This is a genomic window from Duganella margarita (assembly GCF_009857535.1).
GTDB classification, from domain to species: domain Bacteria; phylum Pseudomonadota; class Gammaproteobacteria; order Burkholderiales; family Burkholderiaceae_D; genus Rugamonas; species Rugamonas margarita.
The window spans coordinates 342,144-361,051 of the sequence record NZ_WWCS01000003.1; the positions used below are offsets into that span (position 1 = coordinate 342,144).

Here is an 18,908-nt window from a genome sequence, read left to right on the forward strand (position 1 = left end):
ACCATTAAAGGAAGGAGCGATCACATGCCAAAGCGCAAATTGTTAAAGCCAGTGACTGCGGGAGAGCTTCTGCTGGAGGAGTTTATTAAGCCCATGGGTATTAGCAGATATCGCCTGGCAATGGATATCGGTGTACCACCCACGCGTATCAATGAAATCGTGGCCGGACGGCGCACAGTGAGCGCGGATACTGACCTGCGGCTTTGCCGTTATCTTGGCCTATCTAACGGCTACTGGCTACGCGCGCAAGTCGCGCACGATATTGAGGTCGCCGAGCGCCAACTGCGGGCCGAACTAAACGAGATCACGCCCTGGGCGCAGCGGAGTGAGTTTTTAGTCAGTGGCGCCTGATGCGTTGAGTCCAGGGATTAAGATAGGTAGCCGCAGGCGCGTTACGACGGGGAAGTGGTCGGACGGATAGCGCGCTTCCATCGAATCGGTTAGCACCGCGTAGCGCAGCACCTGCCACTGCTGGCTGAGAAAGACGTAGTCGATGCGCTCCTGCGCCGGCTTGCTGATATCGAAGTCGTTGAATGTCTCCAGCGGTCCGTAGGCGGGCGTCTGGCTGATGGCCCTGGCGTCGCGCAGGGCGGCGCTGATGGTGGCCACAACCTCGCTGTCCGGTGTGCTATTGAAATCACCCAGCACGATCAGCGGCATTTTGCCTGCCAGCGTGCGGCTGCGCTCCACCAGCAGGCGGGCCGATTCGCGCCGCGCCACCACGCCTTCGTGGTCGAAATGCGCATTCAACACCACAAACACCTGGCCGCTCGGCTTGTCGCGCAACTTTGCCCAGGTCACGAGGCGTTTGCAGCAACGGGCGTCCCAGCCCATGGAGGGTTTGTCGGGCGTGGCGCTGAGCCAGAAATCACCATGGTCCTCCAGTGCAAAACGCTCGCGCCGGTAAAAAATGGCCGAGTGCTCGCCGGCCTGCTTGCCGTCGTCGCGGCCGACGCCGACGCGCGCATATTCGTTCAGGGTATCGAGGTCGGCCAACTGGTTTTCCAGTCCCTCCTGCGTGCCCCACAGGTCGAAGCCGTGGTAACGCACCAGCGCCCGCATGGCATCGCGGCGGTCCGGCCAGACATTTTTGCCGTCTTTCGGATTGTCGTAGCGGAGGTTGTAGGTGGCGACGTTGAAGTCGACCTGGGCGAAAGCGAATGGGGTGAGCAGCAGAAGCAGGAGCAGGACGAAGCGGCGCATGGAACTCCTGTCAAAAAAAGGGCGATAAAAAAGCCGGCGCGAGGCCGGCTTTCTGGGAATGCTTAACGCTTAGTTGCGGTTGCCGCCGAAGATGCCCAGCAGCGACAGCAGGTTGGCGAAGATGTTGTACACGTCCAGGTAGATACTCAGCGTGGCGCGGATGTAGTTGGTCTCGCCGCCGTTGACGATCTGCTGCACGTCATACAGGATGTAGGCCGAGAAGATCGCAATGGCCACCACCGAGATCACGATTGCCAGTGCCGGGATGTGCAGGAAGATGTTGGCCAGCGACGCCAGAATCAGGATCACCACGCCGGCGAACAGCCACGTGCCCATGCCCGAGAAGTCGCGCTTCGACACCGTGGCGATCGACGCCAGCGTGGCAAACACCGCCGCCGTACCGCCAAATGCGGTGGCGATCAGGAAGCCGCCGTTCGAGTAGCCCAGGATGCGCGACAGCAGTGGGGTCAGCCACAGGCCCATGAAGAAGGTGAAGCCCAGCAGCAGGGCGACGCCGACGCCGGAATCCTTGTTCTTTTCAATCCCCCAGATGAAGCCGAAGGCGACCGCCAGGAACGCCAGCGCCATCAGGCCGCCGCCCAGCGGCAGGTGCAGGGACACGCCGATGACCGCGCCAAAGATGGTTGGCACCATCGACAGGGCCAGCAGCCAGTAGGTATTGCGCAGCACGTTGTGCTGCACCAGGCGACGGCTTCCCGCCAGGTCGTAGGTGTTTTGCATGTTGTTCATAGTGCCCTCCATTAAAGGATGAAAGTTTACCGCTTTGATAAAAGCATAGCACGTCAGGGTCGGGAAATCCTTAAAACCTGCCAGAATTGCACTTAAATCGGGCTTAATCTGTCTTCATGGCCGTTTCCCAGCACCAAAAACGGGCAAATAGTAGCCGTATTGCAAGCTTATCTACGTCCATGTTTCGGCATATGGGGTGTTCTATGGTAAAATCAAAGGTTGATTGGATTATCAATTTCGTTTTAAACCTTTCTTTTTATTGGAGTTTTTCAAATGGCAATCGAACGCACCCTGTCGATCATCAAACCAGACGCAGTTGCAAAAAACGTGATCGGCCAAATCTACAGCCGCTTCGAGAACGCTGGCCTGAAGATCGTCGCTGCGCAAATGAAGCAGCTGTCGCGTGAAGAGGCTGAAGGTTTCTACGCTGCGCACAAAGAGCGCGGCTTCTTCAAAGATCTGGTGGACTTCATGGTTTCGGGTCCAGTCATGATCCAGGCACTGGAAGGCGAAAACGCCGTCCTGAAAAACCGCGAACTGATGGGCGCAACCGATCCTAAGAAGGCTGACAAAGGCACCATCCGTGCTGATTTCGCTGACTCGATCGACGCCAACGCCGTTCACGGCTCGGACGCTGTTGAAGCTGCCCAAGTTGAAATCGCTTACTTCTTCGGTAAGTAATTTGATGTAATTCTGCTTCCGCGCCTCGCGCGGAAGCGGTATCTTTTTTGTACTGTTTTGAACCTTAAATGAACACGCCCGTGAACGCACCTCTGACCAACTTGCTGGACTTCGATCCCGCGCAGCTTATCGCTTATTGCGCCGAGTTGGGGGAGAAGCCGTTCCGCGCCAAGCAGCTGCAGCGCTGGATCCACCAATTCGGCGCGTCGGATTTCGACAGCATGACGGATCTGGCCAAGTCGCTGCGCGACAAACTGAAAACCCGCGCCCACATCGCGGCGCCGGCCATCATCAGCGACCATACCTCGACCGACGGCACCCGCAAGTGGCTGGTCGACGTCGGCAGTGGCAACGCGGTCGAAACCGTGTACATCCCGGAAGAAAACCGCGGCACGCTGTGTATCTCCACCCAGGCTGGCTGCGCCGTCAACTGCCGTTTCTGCTCGACCGGCAAGCAGGGCTTCAGCCGCAACCTGAGCGTGGGCGAGATCATCGGCCAGCTGTGGATGGCGGAATTCGAACTGCGCCGCACCAAAGGCATCGAGCCCGGCCCGAAAGGCGAGCGCCAGATCACCAACGTGGTGATGATGGGCATGGGCGAGCCGCTGCTGAACTTCGATCCGACCGCCACCGCGCTCAAGCTGATGCTGGACGATAACGCCTACGGCCTGTCGCGCCGCCGCGTGACCCTGTCCACCTCGGGCGTGGTGCCGATGATCGACAAGCTGTCGCAGGAAGTGCCGGTGGCGCTGGCCGTCTCGCTGCACGCCTCCAACGATGAGCTGCGCAACGGCCTGATCCCGCTGAACAAGAAATACCCGCTGAAGGAGCTGATGGCCGCCTGCAAGCGCTACATCGAGTTTGCGCCGCGCGACTTCATCACCTTCGAGTATTGCATGCTCGACGGCGTCAACGACAGCGACGAGCACGCGCGCGAGCTGGTGGCGCTGGTGCAGCACCCCGAGTTCGGCGTCAACTGCAAATTCAACCTGATTCCATTTAATCCCTTCCCGGAATCGGGTCTGCTGCGCTCAAAGAACCCGCGCATCAGCGCCTTCGCGCAGGTGCTGCTGGATGCCGGCATCGTCACCACCATCCGCAAGACGCGCGGCGACGATATCGACGCCGCCTGCGGCCAGCTGGCCGGCGAAGTGCAGGACCGCACCAAGGTCCAGCAACGGATGGAAAAAATGGCCGAGTACCAGCAAAAATTCGGCGCCAACTTCGGCAAGATCGTGGAGATCCATTCCTGATGACCTTCCTGGCGCAGCGGAGCCGGCTCAGTCTCGTCGCCCTGTGCGCGGCAGGGACGCTGGCCGGTTGCGCCTCGCCAGGCACGCAGAACGGCAATAGCGGCAAGGCAGAGCTGACCACCGCCTCGGACCAGACGGCGTTGCAGCGCAAGGTCGACATCCGCATGCAGCTGGCGATCGGCTACTTCGAGCAGGGCCAGTATCCGGTGGCGCTGGACGAAGTCAAGCTGGCGCTGGCGGCCGATCCGGCCTACGCCGACGGTTACGGCATGCGCGGCCTGATCTACCAGCAGATGGGCGAACGCGCGCTGGCCGAAGACAACTTCGTGCGCGCCCGCAAACTGGCGCCGGCCAGCCCGGACCTGGCCAACAATTACGGCTCCTTCCTGTGTCAGGAAGGCCGCGTAAAGGAAGCGCTGCCGCTGTTTGATGCGGCGCTGGCCAGCCGCTCGTACCGTTCGCCGGCCAGCGCCGCGAACAACGCCGGCTCGTGCGCATTGAAGATCAAGGATTACGCCAGCGCGGAGCGTTATCTGCTGCAAGCCTTGCAGTTGACGCCTGACCTGCCGGCCACCAACGCCAATCTGGCGCGGGTGTATTTTGAAAAAGGCGATTATGTGCGCGCCAATTTCTTCATCACCCGTTTGAACAAGGTGGCAAAGATGGAGAGTCTCACGGCCGATGTGCTGTGGCTCGCGATTAAGGTGCAGCATAAACTGGGCGATTCGGATGCGGAGGCTGGCTGGGCGACGCAATTGCGCCGTCACCACTCCGGCTCGACCGAGTATGCTGCTTATCAACGTGGGGCGTTTGATGAGTGAAACAGGGGTACCAATGAATTCTGAGTGGGCAGAACCGCCGCAAGAGCAGGGCAGCACCAGTACCGGCAAGGCGACGCCAGGCGCGCTACTGGCGTCCCAGCGCGAGTCCATGGGCTGGACGGTCGAACAGATTGCGGATCAACTGAAGCTGGCGGTGCGCCAGGTGAAGGCATTGGAAGCCGGCGATTACGCCGCGCTGCCCAACATGGCGGTCACGCGCGGTTTTGTGCGCGCCTACGCCAAGGTATTGAAGATGGACGCGGCGCCGCTGGTCGCGATGATCGACGCCACCGCGCCTCCTGCTCCCGAGGTGGTGGTGCCGCGCAAGGATTTGTCGGCCTCGTTCTCGGAGTCGCGCTTCCCGTCGATGACCGGACGTTCGTCGGCGCCGGCCGGTTGGCTGGTGGGACTGGCGGTAGTGGTGGTGGTAGGCGCCGCCGGCGCTTATGCTTACCAGAGCGGCCTGATTCCGGCCTCGCTGTTCCAGCGCAAGGAAGCCCCTGCGGAAGAAACCAAGCCGGTCGACGCCTCGGCGCCGATCGAGACCACGCTGGTCAAGCCGGGCGAGGAAGCCTCGCCAGTGCAGTCGACCAATGTGCCGCTGATTTCCGTGCCGCCGCAAGGCGAACAGGCGGCTGCGCCAGCGCCAGCGGCGGAAGCGCCGGCAGCGGTGTCGCCGCCGGTTGCGGCGCCGGCGCCAGCGCCAGTGGCGGTTGCGCCAACGCCGACGCCAGCACCGGCCGCGCCGGCCGCCGGCGCCGGTCACGAACTGGTACTGAAAGTGAAAGAAGATTCGTGGGTGGAGATCCGCCGTCCAGGCACGACGTCGCTGATTGCACGCCTGGTCAAAGCCGGCAGCACCGAGACGTTTGACATCAAGGATCCGGCCCTGCTGATCGTCGGCAAACCAGGTGCGGTGGAAGCGACGCTGGGCGGCACGCCGCTGGCATTGCCGACCATCCCGGGCGGGACGATCTCACGCGTGAACATCAAGTAAGAACAGAGTTAAGAACATGACGCAAACTGCTATTCCATCGGGACCACTCGACCGCCGCGCCAGCCGCCGCGTGTTGATCTCGCACGGCGAGCGCAAGATCTGGGTAGGCGGCGACGCGCCGGTGGTGGTGCAGTCGATGACCAACACCGACACCGCCAACGCCATCGAGACCGCAATCCAGATCCGCGACCTGGCGCGTGCCGGCTCGGAACTGGTGCGCCTGACCGTGGACCGTCCGGAGGCCGCCGAAGCGGTGCCGTACATTCGCGAACAGCTGGACAAGATGGACGTCGACGTGCCGCTGGTCGGCGACTTCCACTACAACGGCCACACGCTGCTGAACGATTATCCGGAATGCGCCAAGGCGCTGTCGAAGTACCGCATCAATCCGGGCAACGTCGGCAAGGGCGCCAAGCGCGACACGCAGTTTGCGCAGATGATCGAAGTGGCCGCGCGCTACGACAAGCCGGTGCGCATCGGCGTCAACTGGGGCAGCCTGGATCAGGCGCTGCTGGCGCGCATCATGGACGAAAACGCCGGCCGCGAGAATCCGTGGACCGCGCAGCAGGTGATGTACGAAGCGCTGATTACCTCGGCCATCGAGAACGCCGTGCGCGCCGAAGAACTGGGTCTGGGCCGCGACAAGATCATCCTGTCGTGCAAGGTCTCGGGCGTGCAGGACCTGATCGCCGTGTACCGCGAACTGGGCAAGCGCTGCGACTATCCGCTGCATCTGGGTCTGACCGAAGCGGGCATGGGCAGCAAGGGCATCGTCGCGTCGACGGCCGCGCTGTCGGTGCTGCTGCAAGAGGGCATCGGCGACACCATCCGCATTTCGCTGACGCCGGAACCGGGCGGCGACCGCACCAGGGAAGTCGTCGTGGGGCAGGAGATTCTGCAAACCATGGGCCTGCGCAAATTCACGCCGATGGTAATCGCGTGCCCGGGCTGCGGCCGCACCACCTCGACCACCTTCCAGGAGCTGGCGGATAACATCCAGACCTTCCTGCGCGACCAGATGCCGGAATGGAAAAAGACCTATCCGGGCGTGGAGGCGATGAACGTGGCCGTGATGGGCTGCATCGTCAACGGTCCGGGCGAATCGAAGCACGCCAATATCGGCATCAGTTTGCCGGGCACCGGCGAATCGCCGGCGGCGCCGGTGTTTGTCGATGGCGCCAAATTCGCCACGCTGCGCGGTGAACGCATCGTCGAGGAATTCCAGGAAATCGTACTGAATTACGTGAAGAAGAACTACCAACCCGTCGTTCCCGCGTAAGCGGGAACCCATGCTGAGTATGGATTCCCGCTGGCGCGGGAATGACGACGAGTGAAAGAAGCTAATGTCCGAGAATAAGAAATCTGAAAAAATCGTCGCCGTTAAAGGCATGAACGACATCCTGCCGACCGATTCGCATCTGTGGCAGCTGTTCGAGAACACCGCGCAGTCGGTGGTGCAGAGCTATGGCTTCCAGCAGATCCGCACGCCGATCGTGGAAGACACCGCGCTGTTCAAACGCGCCATCGGCGCCGTCACCGACATCGTCGAGAAGGAAATGTACTCCTTCGAAGACTCGATGAACGGCGACCAGCTGACGCTGCGTCCTGAAGGCACGGCCGGCGCGGTGCGCGCGGTGATCGAGCATAATCTGGTCTACGAAGGCCCGAAGCGCCTGTGGTACACCGGCCCGATGTTCCGCCATGAGCGTCCGCAGCGCGGCCGCTATCGCCAGTTCTACCAGTTCGGTTGCGAAGCCGTGGGCTTCTCCGGTCCGGACGTGGACGCGGAAATGATCATCATGTGCCGCCGCCTGTGGGATGACCTGGGTCTGCCGGAAATTCGCCTGGAGATCAATTCGATCGGCGACGCCGAAGAGCGCGCGCGCCATCGCGTCGACCTGATCGCCTACCTGGAAAAACACGAAGACATCCTCGACGCCGAAGCCAAGCGCCGCCTGCACAGCAACCCGCTGCGCATCCTGGACACCAAGAATCCGGCGATGCAGGACATGGTCAACGCCGCGCCGAAGCTGATGGACTACCTGGGCGAAGAATCGCTGGCCCACTTCAACGGCGTGCGCAAGATTCTCGACCACGCCAACGTGCAGTACGTGATCAATACGCGCCTGGTGCGCGGCCTGGATTACTACAACCGCACCGTGTTCGAGTGGGTCACCGACGCACTGGGTTCGCAGGGCACCGTGTGCGCAGGCGGTCGTTACGATCCGCTGATCGCATCCTTCGGCGGCAAGCCGACGCCTGCCGTCGGTTTCGCCATGGGCATCGAACGCCTGCTCGAACTGATGAAGGAAGCCGGCGAGCCGGACGCGCCTAACCAGTGCGACGTCTATCTGGTGCATCAGGGTGAGGCGGCGCAGCTGCAAGCCTTCGTGCTGGGCGAGCGCCTGCGCGATGCGGGCCTGGACGTGATCATGCACGGTTCCACCGCAGCCGGTCCTGGCAGCTTCAAGTCGCAGATGAAGAAGGCCGACGGCAGCGGCGCATCGTTTGCCGTCATCATCGGCGACGATGAAGTGGCCAACAACACCGCCGCCGTCAAGGCGATGCGCGCGGCGGAAGGCGACCAGCAGCAAACCACGGTGCCGTTCGAGAACGTGGTCGACTTTGTGGTGGACCAGATCACCGACAGCGGCGACCATCACCACCACGTGCACGACGAACACTGCAACCACTAATTCAACCAAACCAACGATACGGCAGACGAATACCATGGCATACGATCTTGAAGAACAAGAACAAATCGCGTCCCTCAAAGCTTGGTGGGACAAATACGGCAACGCCACGACCTGGGTAGTGATCGCGGCGCTGGCGGCGTACTCCGGCTGGACCGGCTGGAAATACTACGAGCGTAACCAGTCCGGCCAGGCCTCGGCGCTGTACGCCGAGCTGCAATCGGCGGTGGAAGCCAAGGACAACGCCAAGGTGCTGCGCGCCGCCGGCGACATGGAAAGCAAATTTGGCAGCACCACCTATGCGCCAATGGCCGCACTGGTCGCCGCCAAGAGCGCGTTTGACGCCAATGATCTGAAATCGGCCAAGGCCCAGTTGCAGTGGGCGGCCGATCACGGCGCCGACGAATTCCGCGCGGTTGCCAAGATCCGTCTGGCCGGCGTGCTGCTGGATGAAAAAGCCTACGATGAAGCGCTGAAAGTGCTGTCCGGCGACGTGCCGGCGCAATTCGCCGGCGCCGTGGCGGACCGCAAGGGCGATGTACTGGCCGCGCAGAACAAGCTGGTCGAAGCCCGCGCCGCCTATCAGGCCGCGCTGGACGCCGACAAGAAGAACCCGGGCCGTCAGCTGATCCAGCTGAAACTGGAAGCAATCGGCGGCTCCGTGCCGGCTGAAAAAGGCGCAGCTTAACGGCAGGTCGTTCCCGCGCAAGCGGGAATCCATGCTGAGTATAGACTCCCGCATGCGCGGGAGCGACGGCTCTAACGATCAAGGTTTATAAATTATGCGTATTACCGAAAAAGTAGTTGCAGCAAGCGTGTTTGCGATGTTGGCCGGTTGTTCCTTGTTCGGATCCAAAGATGCCAAGAACCAGCCGGCGCCGCTGGTGGAGTTGAAAAACCCGACGCTGTCGCCGAAGACGGTGTGGAAGTACTCGGTCGGCAAAGCCGGCAACGCAGTCTTCACGCCGGCGGTAGTGGGTGACAGCGTCTACGTGGCCGATGCGGGCGGTGCGCTGGTACGCCTGAACGCCGCCACCGGCAAGGAAATCTGGCGCATCAAGACCGGCACCGACCTGACGGCCGGTGTGGGCAGCGACGGCGACGTGGTGGTGGTCGGCGGCGTCAAGGGTCAAATCCTGGCCTACGACACCAACGGCAAGCAGCTGTGGAAGGCGCAAGCCACCAGCGAAGTGCTGTCGTCGCCGGAAGCCGGCGGTGGCCTGGTGGTGGTGCGCAGCGTCGACAACGTCATCACCGGCTTCGATGCCAAGACCGGCGACAAGAAATGGAACGTGACCCGCACCACGCCGGCCCTGACCCTGCGCAATGCGCCGGGCATGGTGATCGCCGCGCCGAACGCCTACATCGCCCAGCCGGGCGGCAAGCTGCTGGCGCTGGCGCTGGCGGCAGGCCAGCAGCGCTTTGAGGTGGTGGTCGGCGAACCGCGCGGCGCCACCGAGCTGGAACGCGTGACCGACATCGCCGGCACGCCGGTGATCTATGAGAAAGACATCTGCGCGGTTTCCTACCAGGGCCGCGTAGCCTGCTTCGACGTCGCCACCGGCGCGCCGAAGTGGAGCAAGGCCGCATCGTCCGACAAGGGCGTGGCGGTCGACCAGCGTTTCGTTTTCGTTTCGGATGACAAGGGCGCCGTGTCCGCGTTCAGCCGCGAAAACGGCGCGAACGCCTGGAAGAACGACAAACTGACCTTCCGCGCGCTGTCGACCCCCGTGTCGTACGGCCGCGCAGTGGCAGTTGGCGACTACCAGGGTTACATCCACTTCCTGTCACGGGAAGATGGCGCATTTATTGGTCGTGTGGCGACCGACGGCAGCCCTATCCAGGCTGACCCCGTCATCGCTGGCACGAATTTGATTTTCCAAACCCAATCAGGGACAGTGACCGCACTCGCGGTCGAGTAATAAAATGAAGCCGGTAATCGCACTAGTGGGTCGACCCAATGTAGGGAAATCGACCTTGTTCAATCGTCTGACCCGCTCGCGCGATGCGCTGGTGGCGGACTTGCCTGGGTTGACGCGCGATCGTCACTATGGCGAGGGCCGTGTCGGCGAACGTCCCTTCCTCGTAATCGACACCGGCGGCTTTGAGCCGGTGGCCAAGGAAGGCATCCTCCACCAGATGGCCAAGCAAACCAAGCAGGCCGTGGCCGAAGCGGACGTTGTCATCTTCCTGGTCGACGGCCGCCAGGGCTTGACCCCGCACGACAAGACCATCACCGACTTCCTGCGTAAGAGCGGCCGTCCGGTGCTGCTGGTCGTGAACAAGGCGGAGGGCATGCGCTACAACGCAGTGGTGGCGGACTTCTACGAACTGGGACTGGGCGAACCGGCTGTCATTTCGTCGGCACACGGCGACGGCGTGCACGATCTGGTCGATCTGGCGCTGGATACGGCGTTTGAAAAACGTCCGGAAGATCCGGAAGAGCTGGAACCGACCGATCGCGGCATCAAGATCGCGCTGGTGGGCCGTCCCAACGTCGGCAAGTCGACGCTGATCAACACCCTGGTGGGTGAAGAGCGCGTCATCGCTTTCGACATGCCGGGCACCACCCGCGACTCGATCGAGATTCCGTTTGAGCGCGACGGCAAGCAGTACACGCTGATCGACACCGCCGGTATCCGCCGCCGCGGCAAAGTCTTCGAAGCCATCGAAAAATTCTCGGTGGTGAAGACGCTGCAATCGATCTCGGAAGCCAACGTGGTGGTGCTGATGCTCGACGCGCAGCAGGACATCTCCGAGCAGGATGCGCACATCGCCGGCTTCGTGCTGGAGACCGGCCGCGCGCTGGTCATCGCCGTCAACAAGTGGGACGGCCTGCGCACCGACGAACGCGACGAGATCAAGATCGACATCGACCGCAAACTGGACTTTCTCGGCTTTGCCAAGATGCACTTCATCTCGGCGCTGAAGGCGCAGGGCATCGGTCCACTGATGAAGTCGCTGGACCAGGCGTACGCCGCAGCGTTCGCCGACCTGTCGACGCCGAAGCTGACCCGCGCGCTGATCGAGGCGGTGGAGAAGCAGGAGCCGAAGCGCAAGGGCTCGATCCGTCCGAAGATGCGCTATGCGCACCAGGGCGGCATGAATCCGCCGGTGATCGTTATCCACGGCAATGCGCTCGACGCCATCAGCGATCCGTACAAGCGTTATCTGGAGAAGCATTTCCGCGAGACGTTCAATCTGGTCGGTACGCCGTTGCGGATTGAACTGCGTACGGGCAAGAACCCGTTCGCAAAAACTTCCGGAAAATAATGTCGTTCCCGCGCAGGCGGGAATCCGTGCGCAAGTAGAAAGTCCAGCGTTCATGGATTCCCGCTTTTGCGAGAATGACCGGCAATTTTTTTCGCTGTTTTTTGCAGGAACAGCCTGCAAAAAAAACCAAAACAAGGTACAGTGGCTTAGAAGCACCACTTTTGACGTGGCGAGCGGTGTTTCAGCGAAAATAGTTTGACTTTTAAAGACTTTTCGCTGGGCCACGACCTTGAAATCAAGCGTTTCGCCTCCACTTCCAACACAACAACATAAAATGGAGCTGTTATGAGCAATAAAGGGCAACTGTTACAAGACCCATTCCTGAACGCCTTGCGCAAGGAACACGTTCCTGTTTCGATCTATCTGGTCAACGGCATCAAGCTGCAAGGCCACATCGAATCGTTCGACCAGTACGTCGTACTGCTGCGTAACACCGTGACCCAGATGGTGTACAAACACGCCATCTCCACCGTGGTGCCGGCGCGCGCCGTCAACCTCAATATTGAAAACGAAGCGGAATAAGCATTTGCAGCATCGCTTCTCTCCACCTAGCGTGACCGTCGTATGCGCGCAGCTTTAGTCGGTATCGATTTCGGCCAGGGCGACTTTGCCGCCAGCGTCGAGGAACTCAACCTGCTGGCGCGTTCAGCGGGGGCGGAACCGGTGGCGGTGATCACGGCCAAGCGCTCCGCGCCGGACGCGGCTTATTTCGTCGGCAGCGGCAAGGCCGACGAAATCGGCCAGGCCGTGCTGGCCGACCGCATCGAAATCGTCATCTTCAACCACGCGCTGTCGCCGGCGCAGCAACGTAACCTGGAAAAGCGCCTGAACATCCGGGTGCTGGACCGGACCAGTTTGATCCTCGATATTTTCGCGCAGCGCGCGAAGAGCCACGAGGGCAAGCTGCAAGTTGAGCTGGCACAGCTACAGCACCTTGCGACCCGACTCATCCGCGGCTGGACTCACCTTGAGCGCCAGAAGGGCGGTATCGGCTTGCGCGGTCCCGGCGAAACGCAGCTGGAAACCGACCGCCGGCTGATCGGCGAGCGGGTCAAGGCTTTGCGCGCGCGCCTGGCCAAGCTGCGCAAGCAGCACGAGACCCAGCGCCGTTCGCGCAACCGTACCCAGACGTTCTCGATTTCGCTGGTGGGCTACACCAATGCTGGCAAATCCACCCTGTTCAACGCGGTGACCAAGGCCGGCGTGTATGCGGCCGACCAGTTGTTCGCCACGCTGGACACGACCTCGCGTCGCGTCTACATGGGCGAGGAAGTCGGCAACGTGGTGCTGTCCGATACGGTGGGTTTCGTGCGCGAGCTGCCGCACCAGCTGGTGGCGGCATTCCGCGCCACGCTGGAAGAGACCATCCATGCCGATCTGCTGCTGCACGTGGTGGATGCCGCGTCGCCGGTGCGCATGGAGCAGATCGAGCAGGTCAACCTGGTGCTCAAGGAAATCGGCGCCGATCATATTCCGCAGATTCTGGTGTGGAACAAGATCGACGCGGCCGACCTCGAACCATCGGTTGAGCGAGATGAATATGATAAGATTTCTCGCGTCTTCCTCAGTGCCCGCACTGGCGAAGGACTGGACTTGCTGCGTGGCGCCATCACCGAATGGGCCAAGGCCGCGCCGAACGCGCGCCTGCAGCAGCCATACGACACCGAAGACACACAAGAAGAATTAGAAGAAGTAGAGAGCAGTCCCACCCTCACTGACGTTGGATCACACTAATGCGTGTCTCCTCACTTATGAAACGACTCGGCTTGAAGCTGTCGCTGAACGACCCTCGCTGGGGGAAGGACAACAAGCCGCAGGCCAATGAAGGCAAGAAGCCCGGTGAAGGTCCGCCGGATATGGAGCAGCTGTGGCGCGACTTCAATCAGAAGCTGAACAACCTGTTCGGCCAGAAGCGTCCGCCCAACAATAACAACGACAACAACGGCGGCGGTGACGGCGGCGGCAATCGTCCCGACCTCGCCGGCGGCATCCGCGCCACGGCCGGCGCCATCGGCGCGGTGGTGGCGCTGATCTGGCTCGCCAGCGGTTCGTTCATCGTGCAGGAAGGCCAGACCGGCGTGGTCTACACCTTCGGCAAAGTCAGCCACACCACCGGCTCCGGTTTCAACTGGCGCTGGCCATACCCGTTCCAGAGCGACGAAACGGTGAAGGTGTCGCAGATGCGCATGGTGGAAATTGGCTACCGTGGCAATATCAAGAACAAGCAGGCGCGCGAATCGCTGATGCTGACCGATGACGAAAACATCATCGACATCCAGTTCGCCGTGCAGTTCAAGCTGAAAGATCCGGTCGCGTGGCTGATGAACAACCGCGACGAGGAAGACACCGTGCGCCAGGTCGCCGAAACGTCGATCCGCGAAATCGTCGGCAAGAACAAGATGGACTTCGTGCTGTACGAAGGCCGCGACAAAGTGGCCTTCGAAACCCAGCAGCTGATGCAGCAGATCCTCGACCGCTACGCTTCCGGCGTGCTGGTCTCCAGCGTGACGCTGCAAGCGGTGCAGCCGCCGGAGCAGGTGCAGATTGCCTTCGACGATGCGGTGAAAGCAGGGCAGGACCGCGAGCGCCAGAAGAATGAAGGCCAGGCTTACGCCAACCAGGTAATTCCTACCGCGCGCGGCGCTGCGTCGCGCCTGCTGCAGGAAGCCGAGGGCTATCGTTCGATGGTGGTGGAAAACGCCACCGGTAATGCTTCGCGCTTCAAGCAGGTGCTGGTCGAGTACCAGAAAGCGCCGGGCGTGACGCGTGACCGCATGTACCTGGACACCATGCAGCAGATCTTCTCCAGCGCCTCCAAGGTGATGGTCGATGCGAAAAACGGCAGCAACCTGCTCTATCTGCCGCTGGACAAGCTGATCGCCCAGGCCGCAGCCACCGATGCGCAAGCCACCGCCGCGCGCGCCGCTGCGGCGCAAGCGGCCGGCGGCTCGCCAGCCACCAGCGCCACGCTGCCATCCGACCTGATACCGTCGGTGGAAGTCAACCGCCTGCGCGATCCGCGCACGCGCGAGTCCTTACGTGACCGGGAGAGCCGTTAATGAATCGCATAGCTAGTACCGTTGTCCTGGCGTTCATCGCGCTGATGCTGCTGTCGTCGACCGTGTTCGTGGTCGACCAGCGCAAATATGCGATCGTGTTCGCACTGGGCCAGATCAAGGAAGTGATCCGCGAGCCGGGCCTGCACTTCAAACTGCCGCCGCCGTTCCAGAACGTGGTGTTCCTGGATAACCGCATCATGACGATCGAATCGCCGGATGCCGAGCGTTTCATCACCGCCGAGAAGATGAACATCCTGGTGGACAGCTTCGTCAAATGGCGTATCGGCCGCGGCGAAGCCCAGCCCAAGCTGTACTACGTGACCTTCGGCGGCGAAGAAAGCCGCGCGCGTGACCGTATGTCGCAGATCATCAAGGCGGCGCTGAATGAAGAAATCACCAAGCGCACGGTGGCGGAAGTGATTTCCGGCCAGCGCGGCAAGGTGATGGAAGGTATCCGCGCCAAGGTGGTGCAGGAAGCCGCCCAGATCGGCGTCGAGATCATCGACGTGCGCCTGAAACGCGTGGAGTATGTTGAGCAGATCAATAACTCGGTGTACGAACGCATGAAGGCCGAGCGCATGCGCGTGGCCAACGAGCTGCGCTCGACCGGCGCGGCGGAATCCGAGAAGATCCGCGCCGATGCCGATCGCCAGCGTTCGGTGATCCTGGCGGAAGCGTATCGGGAAGCGGAAGAAACCAAGGGTGAGGGCGATGCCAAGGCGTCGGCCATCTATGCCGACGCATTCGGCAAGAACCCTGAGTTCTACAAGTTCTATCGCAGCCTGGAAGCCTACCGCACCACCTTCAAGAACCATGGCGACGTGATGGTGATGGATTCCAGCTCGGACTTCTTCAAATACTTCAAGGGCTCTGGCGCCGGCGGCGCTGCTGCTCCAGCCAAGAAATAACGTCATTCCCGCGCAAGCGGGAATCCATGCCGAGCCGCCTGGTTCGGCGTTGTATGGGCTCCCGCCTGCGCGGGAGCGACGTGTTGGCGACTTTTTCCCCTCATTCAACGCATTTTCGCGTAAAATATCAGGTTCGGCCGTCCAGTTTGGTGGCCTCGGCCTGCGTGCCGCATTGTTCATTTCTTAAATAAATAGTCCCATGCCGAATTGGCTGCTGCCTGAGAATATCGCCGACGTTTTGCCGTCGGAAGCTCGCAAGATTGAAGAGTTGCGTCGCCTGATGCTGGATAATTTCCGCCTGTACGGCTACGAGCTGGTCATGCCGCCGTTGCTGGAGTACCTGGAATCGCTGCTGACCGGCGCCGGTGAAGACACCGACCTGCGTACCTTCAAGCTGGTCGACCAGCTGTCGGGCCGCATGCTGGGCCTGCGTCCAGACATGACCACGCAAGTGGCGCGCATCGACGCTCACCTGCTGAACCGTACGTCGGTCACGCGCCTGTGCTACGCCGGCAGTGTGTTGCATACCCGTCCGTCGGGCCTGCACGCCACCCGCGAACCGCTGCAGATCGGCTGCGAGATGTACGGCCACGCCGGCCTGGAAGCCGACGCGGAAATCCAGGAACTGGCGCTGGCCTCGCTGGCCCTGGCCGGTTTCACCGAAGTGCGGCTCGATCTGATGCACGTCGGCGTGCTGCGCGCGCTGCTGGACAATTGCCCGGCAGCCCAGCGCGACCAGGCGAAACTGTATGCCGCGCTGCGCGCCAAGGACGTGCCGGACCTTCAGGCGCTGACCCGGGATTACGCGCCGCAGGTGCGCGACGCCTTGCTGGCGCTGCCGTCGCTGTATGGCGACGTCGACGTGCTGGCGAAGGCGCGCGAGGTGCTGCCGGACCTGCCGGGCATCGCCAAGGCGCTGGCCGAACTGGCCGCGCTGGCGGCGTCGGCGCTGGGCCGGGCCCAGGTTGCCATCGACCTGGCCGACCTGCGCGGCTACCAATACGAAAGCGGCGCGATGTTCGCGCTGTATGTCCCCGGCTTGCCGAACGCGGTGGCGCGCGGCGGCCGATACGATCACGTAGGCGAGGCCTTCGGCCGGGCACGTCCCGCCACCGGCTTCTCGCTCGACCTGCGCGAACTGGCGCGCCTGTTGCCTACTGCGGAGCGCAAGCATTCGATCCGCGCGCCGTGGGGCAATGCGCCGGAATTGAAGGAAAAAATCGCCGAGCTGCGCAAGTCCGGCGAAGTGGTGATCCAGAGTATGCCGGGTCACAGCCACGAACTGGACGAGTTCGAGTGCGATCGCGCGCTGGTCCTCGAAGAGCATGGTAGTAACTGGATTCTTAAAAACTTAGGTTAATGTGATGTCAAACAAAAACGCAAAAAACGTCGTCGTCATCGGTACCCAATGGGGCGATGAAGGTAAAGGCAAAATCGTCGACTGGCTGACGGATCACGCGCAAGGCGTGGTGCGCTTCCAGGGCGGTCACAACGCCGGCCACACGCTGGTCATCGGCGGCGTCAAGACTGCGCTGCAACTGATCCCGTCGGGCATCATGCGCCCGGGCGTGGCCTGCTACATCGGTAACGGTGTGGTGGTGTCGGTGCCGGACGTGCTGCGCGAAATCGACAAGCTGGAAGCGGTCGGCGTGGAAGTCGCCTCGCGCCTGAAAGTGTCGGACGCAGCGCCGGTCATCCTGCCGTACCACGCTGCGCTGGATCACGCCCGTGAAGCCGCCCGCGGCGACGCCAAGATCGGCACCACCGGCAAGGGCATCGGCCCTGCGTACGAAGACAAAGTGGCGCGCCGCGCCATCCGTATCGCCGACCTGCTGAACGAAAAACGTTTCGCCGAAAAACTGGAAGCCAATCTGGACTACCATAACTTCGTGCTGGAAAACTATCTGAAAGCACCGAAGGTCGACTACCAGAAGACCCTGGACGACGCGCTGGCCTACGTGCCGCGCCTGCGTCCAATGGTGACCGACGTCTCGAGCGCGCTGTACAAAGCGCACAAGGCCGGCGCCAGCCTGCTGTTCGAAGGCGCCCAGGGCTCGCTGCTGGACGTCGACCACGGCACCTATCCGTTCGTGACCTCGTCGAACTGCGTGGCCGGCAATGCCGCCGCCGGCGCCGGCGTCGGCCCGAGCATGCTGCACTACGTCATGGGCATCACCAAGGCCTACACCACCCGCGTGGGTTCCGGTCCGTTCCCGTCGGAACTGCCAACCGACGCCGGCGTGGGCCACCACCTGGCGCAAGTGGGCCACGAGTTCGGCACCGTGACCGGCCGTGCCCGTCGTTGCGGCTGGTTCGACGCTGCGCTGCTGCGCCGCTCGGTCCAGATCAACGGCGTGACCGGCATGTGCATCACCAAGCTGGACGTGCTGGACGGTCTGGAAACGCTGAAGCTGTGCACCGGCTACACCATCAATGGCGTGGCCACCGACATCTTCCCGTCGGGCGCCGAAGAAGCCGCGCTGTGCGTGCCGGTGTACGAAGAAATGCCGGGCTGGACCGACACAACCGTCGGCGCCAAGTCGATGGACGCGCTGCCGGTGGCCGCCCGTAACTACATCAAGCGTATCGAAGAGTTGGTCGGCGTGCCGGTCGACATGGTATCGACCGGTCCGGATCGTGAGGAAACGATCGTGCTGCGTCATCCGTTCGCTTAATCAAGGAATCTTATGACCACTCCACAAACCAACGAAAAACACCTCTGGGTCTCCTGGGACGAATACCACCGCCTGATCGAGCGCCTGGCGCTCAAGGTGCATGAATCGGGCTGGAAGTTCGACATGGTGCTGTGCCTGGCGCGCGGCGGCGTGCGTCCGGGCGACGTGTTCTCGCGCATCTTCGACGTGCCCCTGGCGATCCTGTCGACCAGCTCGTACCGCGAAGACAAGGGCACCACCCAGGGCGACCTGGACATCGCCAAGTACATGACGATGACCAAGGGCCCGCTGTCCGGCAAGATCCTGCTGGTCGACGACCTGGCCGACTCCGGCGTGACGCTGACCAAGGTCATGCAGCACCTGAAGGACAACTTCGACGGCGTGACCGAAGTCAAGTCGGCGGTGATCTGGACCAAGGGCAGCTCGGCCTTCCGTCCGGACTACCAGATGGAAGAACTGCCGCACAACCCATGGATCCACCAGCCGTTCGAGGACTACGACGGCCTGCGCCCGCACCAGCTGGCGGCGTGGATCAAGAAAGGCGAAACGGCCGCTTAAGCCGTGTAACAAGGGAGCTGCGGCTCCCTTTTTTCTT

19 protein-coding genes are annotated in these 18,908 nt (G+C 62.0%); 17 read left to right on the plus strand and 2 right to left on the minus strand.

From position 1 onward, the window contains the following. The first annotated feature begins 24 nt into the window (after window positions 1-24). Entirely contained in the window at window positions 25-351 is a 327-nt protein-coding gene (locus GTP55_RS06380; protein ID WP_161044100.1) for a HigA family addiction module antitoxin, read from the plus strand. Here GTP55_RS06380 and GTP55_RS06385 read toward each other — a convergent pair. Together GTP55_RS06385 and GTP55_RS06390 are read right to left on the minus strand one after the other, a co-directional pair. Continuing rightward, window positions 334-1,203, minus strand: a complete 870-nt coding sequence (locus tag GTP55_RS06385) for an endonuclease/exonuclease/phosphatase family protein (protein WP_161044101.1) — start codon at window positions 1,201-1,203, stop codon at window positions 334-336. The two genes, GTP55_RS06380 and GTP55_RS06385, sit on opposite strands and share 18 nt — an antisense overlap. 69 nt (window positions 1,204-1,272) lie before the next feature. After that, complete coding sequence (locus GTP55_RS06390; RefSeq protein ID WP_161044102.1) at window positions 1,273-1,953, minus strand: Bax inhibitor-1/YccA family protein; 681 nt, start codon at window positions 1,951-1,953, stop codon at window positions 1,273-1,275. Window positions 1,954-2,226: 273 nt separating this feature from the next. Here GTP55_RS06390 and ndk point away from each other — a divergent pair, with 273 nt between their 5' ends. From ndk to GTP55_RS06470, 16 genes are all read left to right on the plus strand, one after another. Continuing rightward, window positions 2,227-2,634 (plus strand): nucleoside-diphosphate kinase, encoded by a 408-nt coding sequence (gene ndk / locus GTP55_RS06395; RefSeq protein WP_019920462.1) that lies wholly within the window; start codon window positions 2,227-2,229, stop codon window positions 2,632-2,634. An 80-nt stretch (window positions 2,635-2,714) separates the two neighbouring features. Further along, on the plus strand, window positions 2,715-3,887 hold the full coding sequence (rlmN, locus tag GTP55_RS06400) for a dual-specificity RNA methyltransferase RlmN (RefSeq protein ID WP_503826663.1): 1,173 nt from the start codon (window positions 2,715-2,717) through the stop codon (window positions 3,885-3,887). Then, window positions 3,887-4,708 (plus strand): type IV pilus biogenesis/stability protein PilW, encoded by an 822-nt coding sequence (pilW, locus tag GTP55_RS06405; RefSeq protein ID WP_161044104.1) that lies wholly within the window; start codon window positions 3,887-3,889, stop codon window positions 4,706-4,708. The genes rlmN and pilW overlap by 1 nt, the downstream gene beginning before the upstream one ends. A 13-nt stretch (window positions 4,709-4,721) precedes the next feature. Then, entirely contained in the window at window positions 4,722-5,705 is a 984-nt protein-coding gene (locus tag GTP55_RS06410; RefSeq protein WP_161044105.1) for a helix-turn-helix domain-containing protein, read from the plus strand. 16 nt (window positions 5,706-5,721) lie between these two features. Then, complete coding sequence (gene ispG / locus GTP55_RS06415; RefSeq protein WP_161044106.1) at window positions 5,722-6,984, plus strand: flavodoxin-dependent (E)-4-hydroxy-3-methylbut-2-enyl-diphosphate synthase; 1,263 nt, start codon at window positions 5,722-5,724, stop codon at window positions 6,982-6,984. A gap of 64 nt (window positions 6,985-7,048) precedes the next feature. Further along, entirely contained in the window at window positions 7,049-8,401 is a 1,353-nt protein-coding gene (hisS, locus tag GTP55_RS06420; protein WP_161044107.1) for a histidine--tRNA ligase, read from the plus strand. A gap of 34 nt (window positions 8,402-8,435) precedes the next feature. Beyond that, entirely contained in the window at window positions 8,436-9,086 is a 651-nt protein-coding gene (locus GTP55_RS06425; RefSeq protein ID WP_161044108.1) for a tetratricopeptide repeat protein, read from the plus strand. Between the two features lie 94 nt (window positions 9,087-9,180). Continuing rightward, on the plus strand, window positions 9,181-10,320 hold the full coding sequence (gene bamB / locus GTP55_RS06430; RefSeq protein WP_161044109.1) for an outer membrane protein assembly factor BamB: 1,140 nt from the start codon (window positions 9,181-9,183) through the stop codon (window positions 10,318-10,320). Between the two features lie 4 nt (window positions 10,321-10,324). Next, window positions 10,325-11,671, plus strand: coding sequence for a ribosome biogenesis GTPase Der (gene der / locus GTP55_RS06435; RefSeq protein ID WP_110849065.1), 1,347 nt, complete (start codon window positions 10,325-10,327; stop codon window positions 11,669-11,671). 285 nt (window positions 11,672-11,956) lie between these two features. Beyond that, the gene (gene hfq, locus GTP55_RS06440; protein WP_072780809.1) at window positions 11,957-12,193 is read left to right on the plus strand and encodes an RNA chaperone Hfq; all 237 of its coding nucleotides are present in this window, start codon (window positions 11,957-11,959) and stop codon (window positions 12,191-12,193) included. 42 nt (window positions 12,194-12,235) lie between these two features. Beyond that, window positions 12,236-13,405 (plus strand): GTPase HflX, encoded by a 1,170-nt coding sequence (hflX, locus tag GTP55_RS06445; protein WP_161044110.1) that lies wholly within the window; start codon window positions 12,236-12,238, stop codon window positions 13,403-13,405. A 17-nt stretch (window positions 13,406-13,422) separates the two neighbouring features. Next, on the plus strand, window positions 13,423-14,730 hold the full coding sequence (gene hflK / locus GTP55_RS06450; protein ID WP_229257767.1) for an FtsH protease activity modulator HflK: 1,308 nt from the start codon (window positions 13,423-13,425) through the stop codon (window positions 14,728-14,730). Then, window positions 14,730-15,638, plus strand: a complete 909-nt coding sequence (gene hflC, locus GTP55_RS06455) for a protease modulator HflC (RefSeq protein WP_161044112.1) — start codon at window positions 14,730-14,732, stop codon at window positions 15,636-15,638. Before hflK ends, hflC begins: the two co-directional genes overlap by 1 nt. A gap of 199 nt (window positions 15,639-15,837) precedes the next feature. Further along, a complete protein-coding gene (locus GTP55_RS06460) occupies window positions 15,838-16,998 on the plus strand; it encodes an ATP phosphoribosyltransferase regulatory subunit (protein ID WP_161044113.1) in 1,161 nt (386 codons plus the stop codon). A gap of 4 nt (window positions 16,999-17,002) precedes the next feature. Then, window positions 17,003-18,313: an adenylosuccinate synthase gene (locus GTP55_RS06465; protein ID WP_161044114.1), complete on the plus strand. Its 1,311-nt coding sequence runs from the start codon at window positions 17,003-17,005 to the stop codon at window positions 18,311-18,313. Between the two features lie 12 nt (window positions 18,314-18,325). Further along, entirely contained in the window at window positions 18,326-18,871 is a 546-nt protein-coding gene (locus GTP55_RS06470) for a phosphoribosyltransferase (protein WP_110849059.1), read from the plus strand. Window positions 18,872-18,908 lie beyond the last annotated feature (37 nt).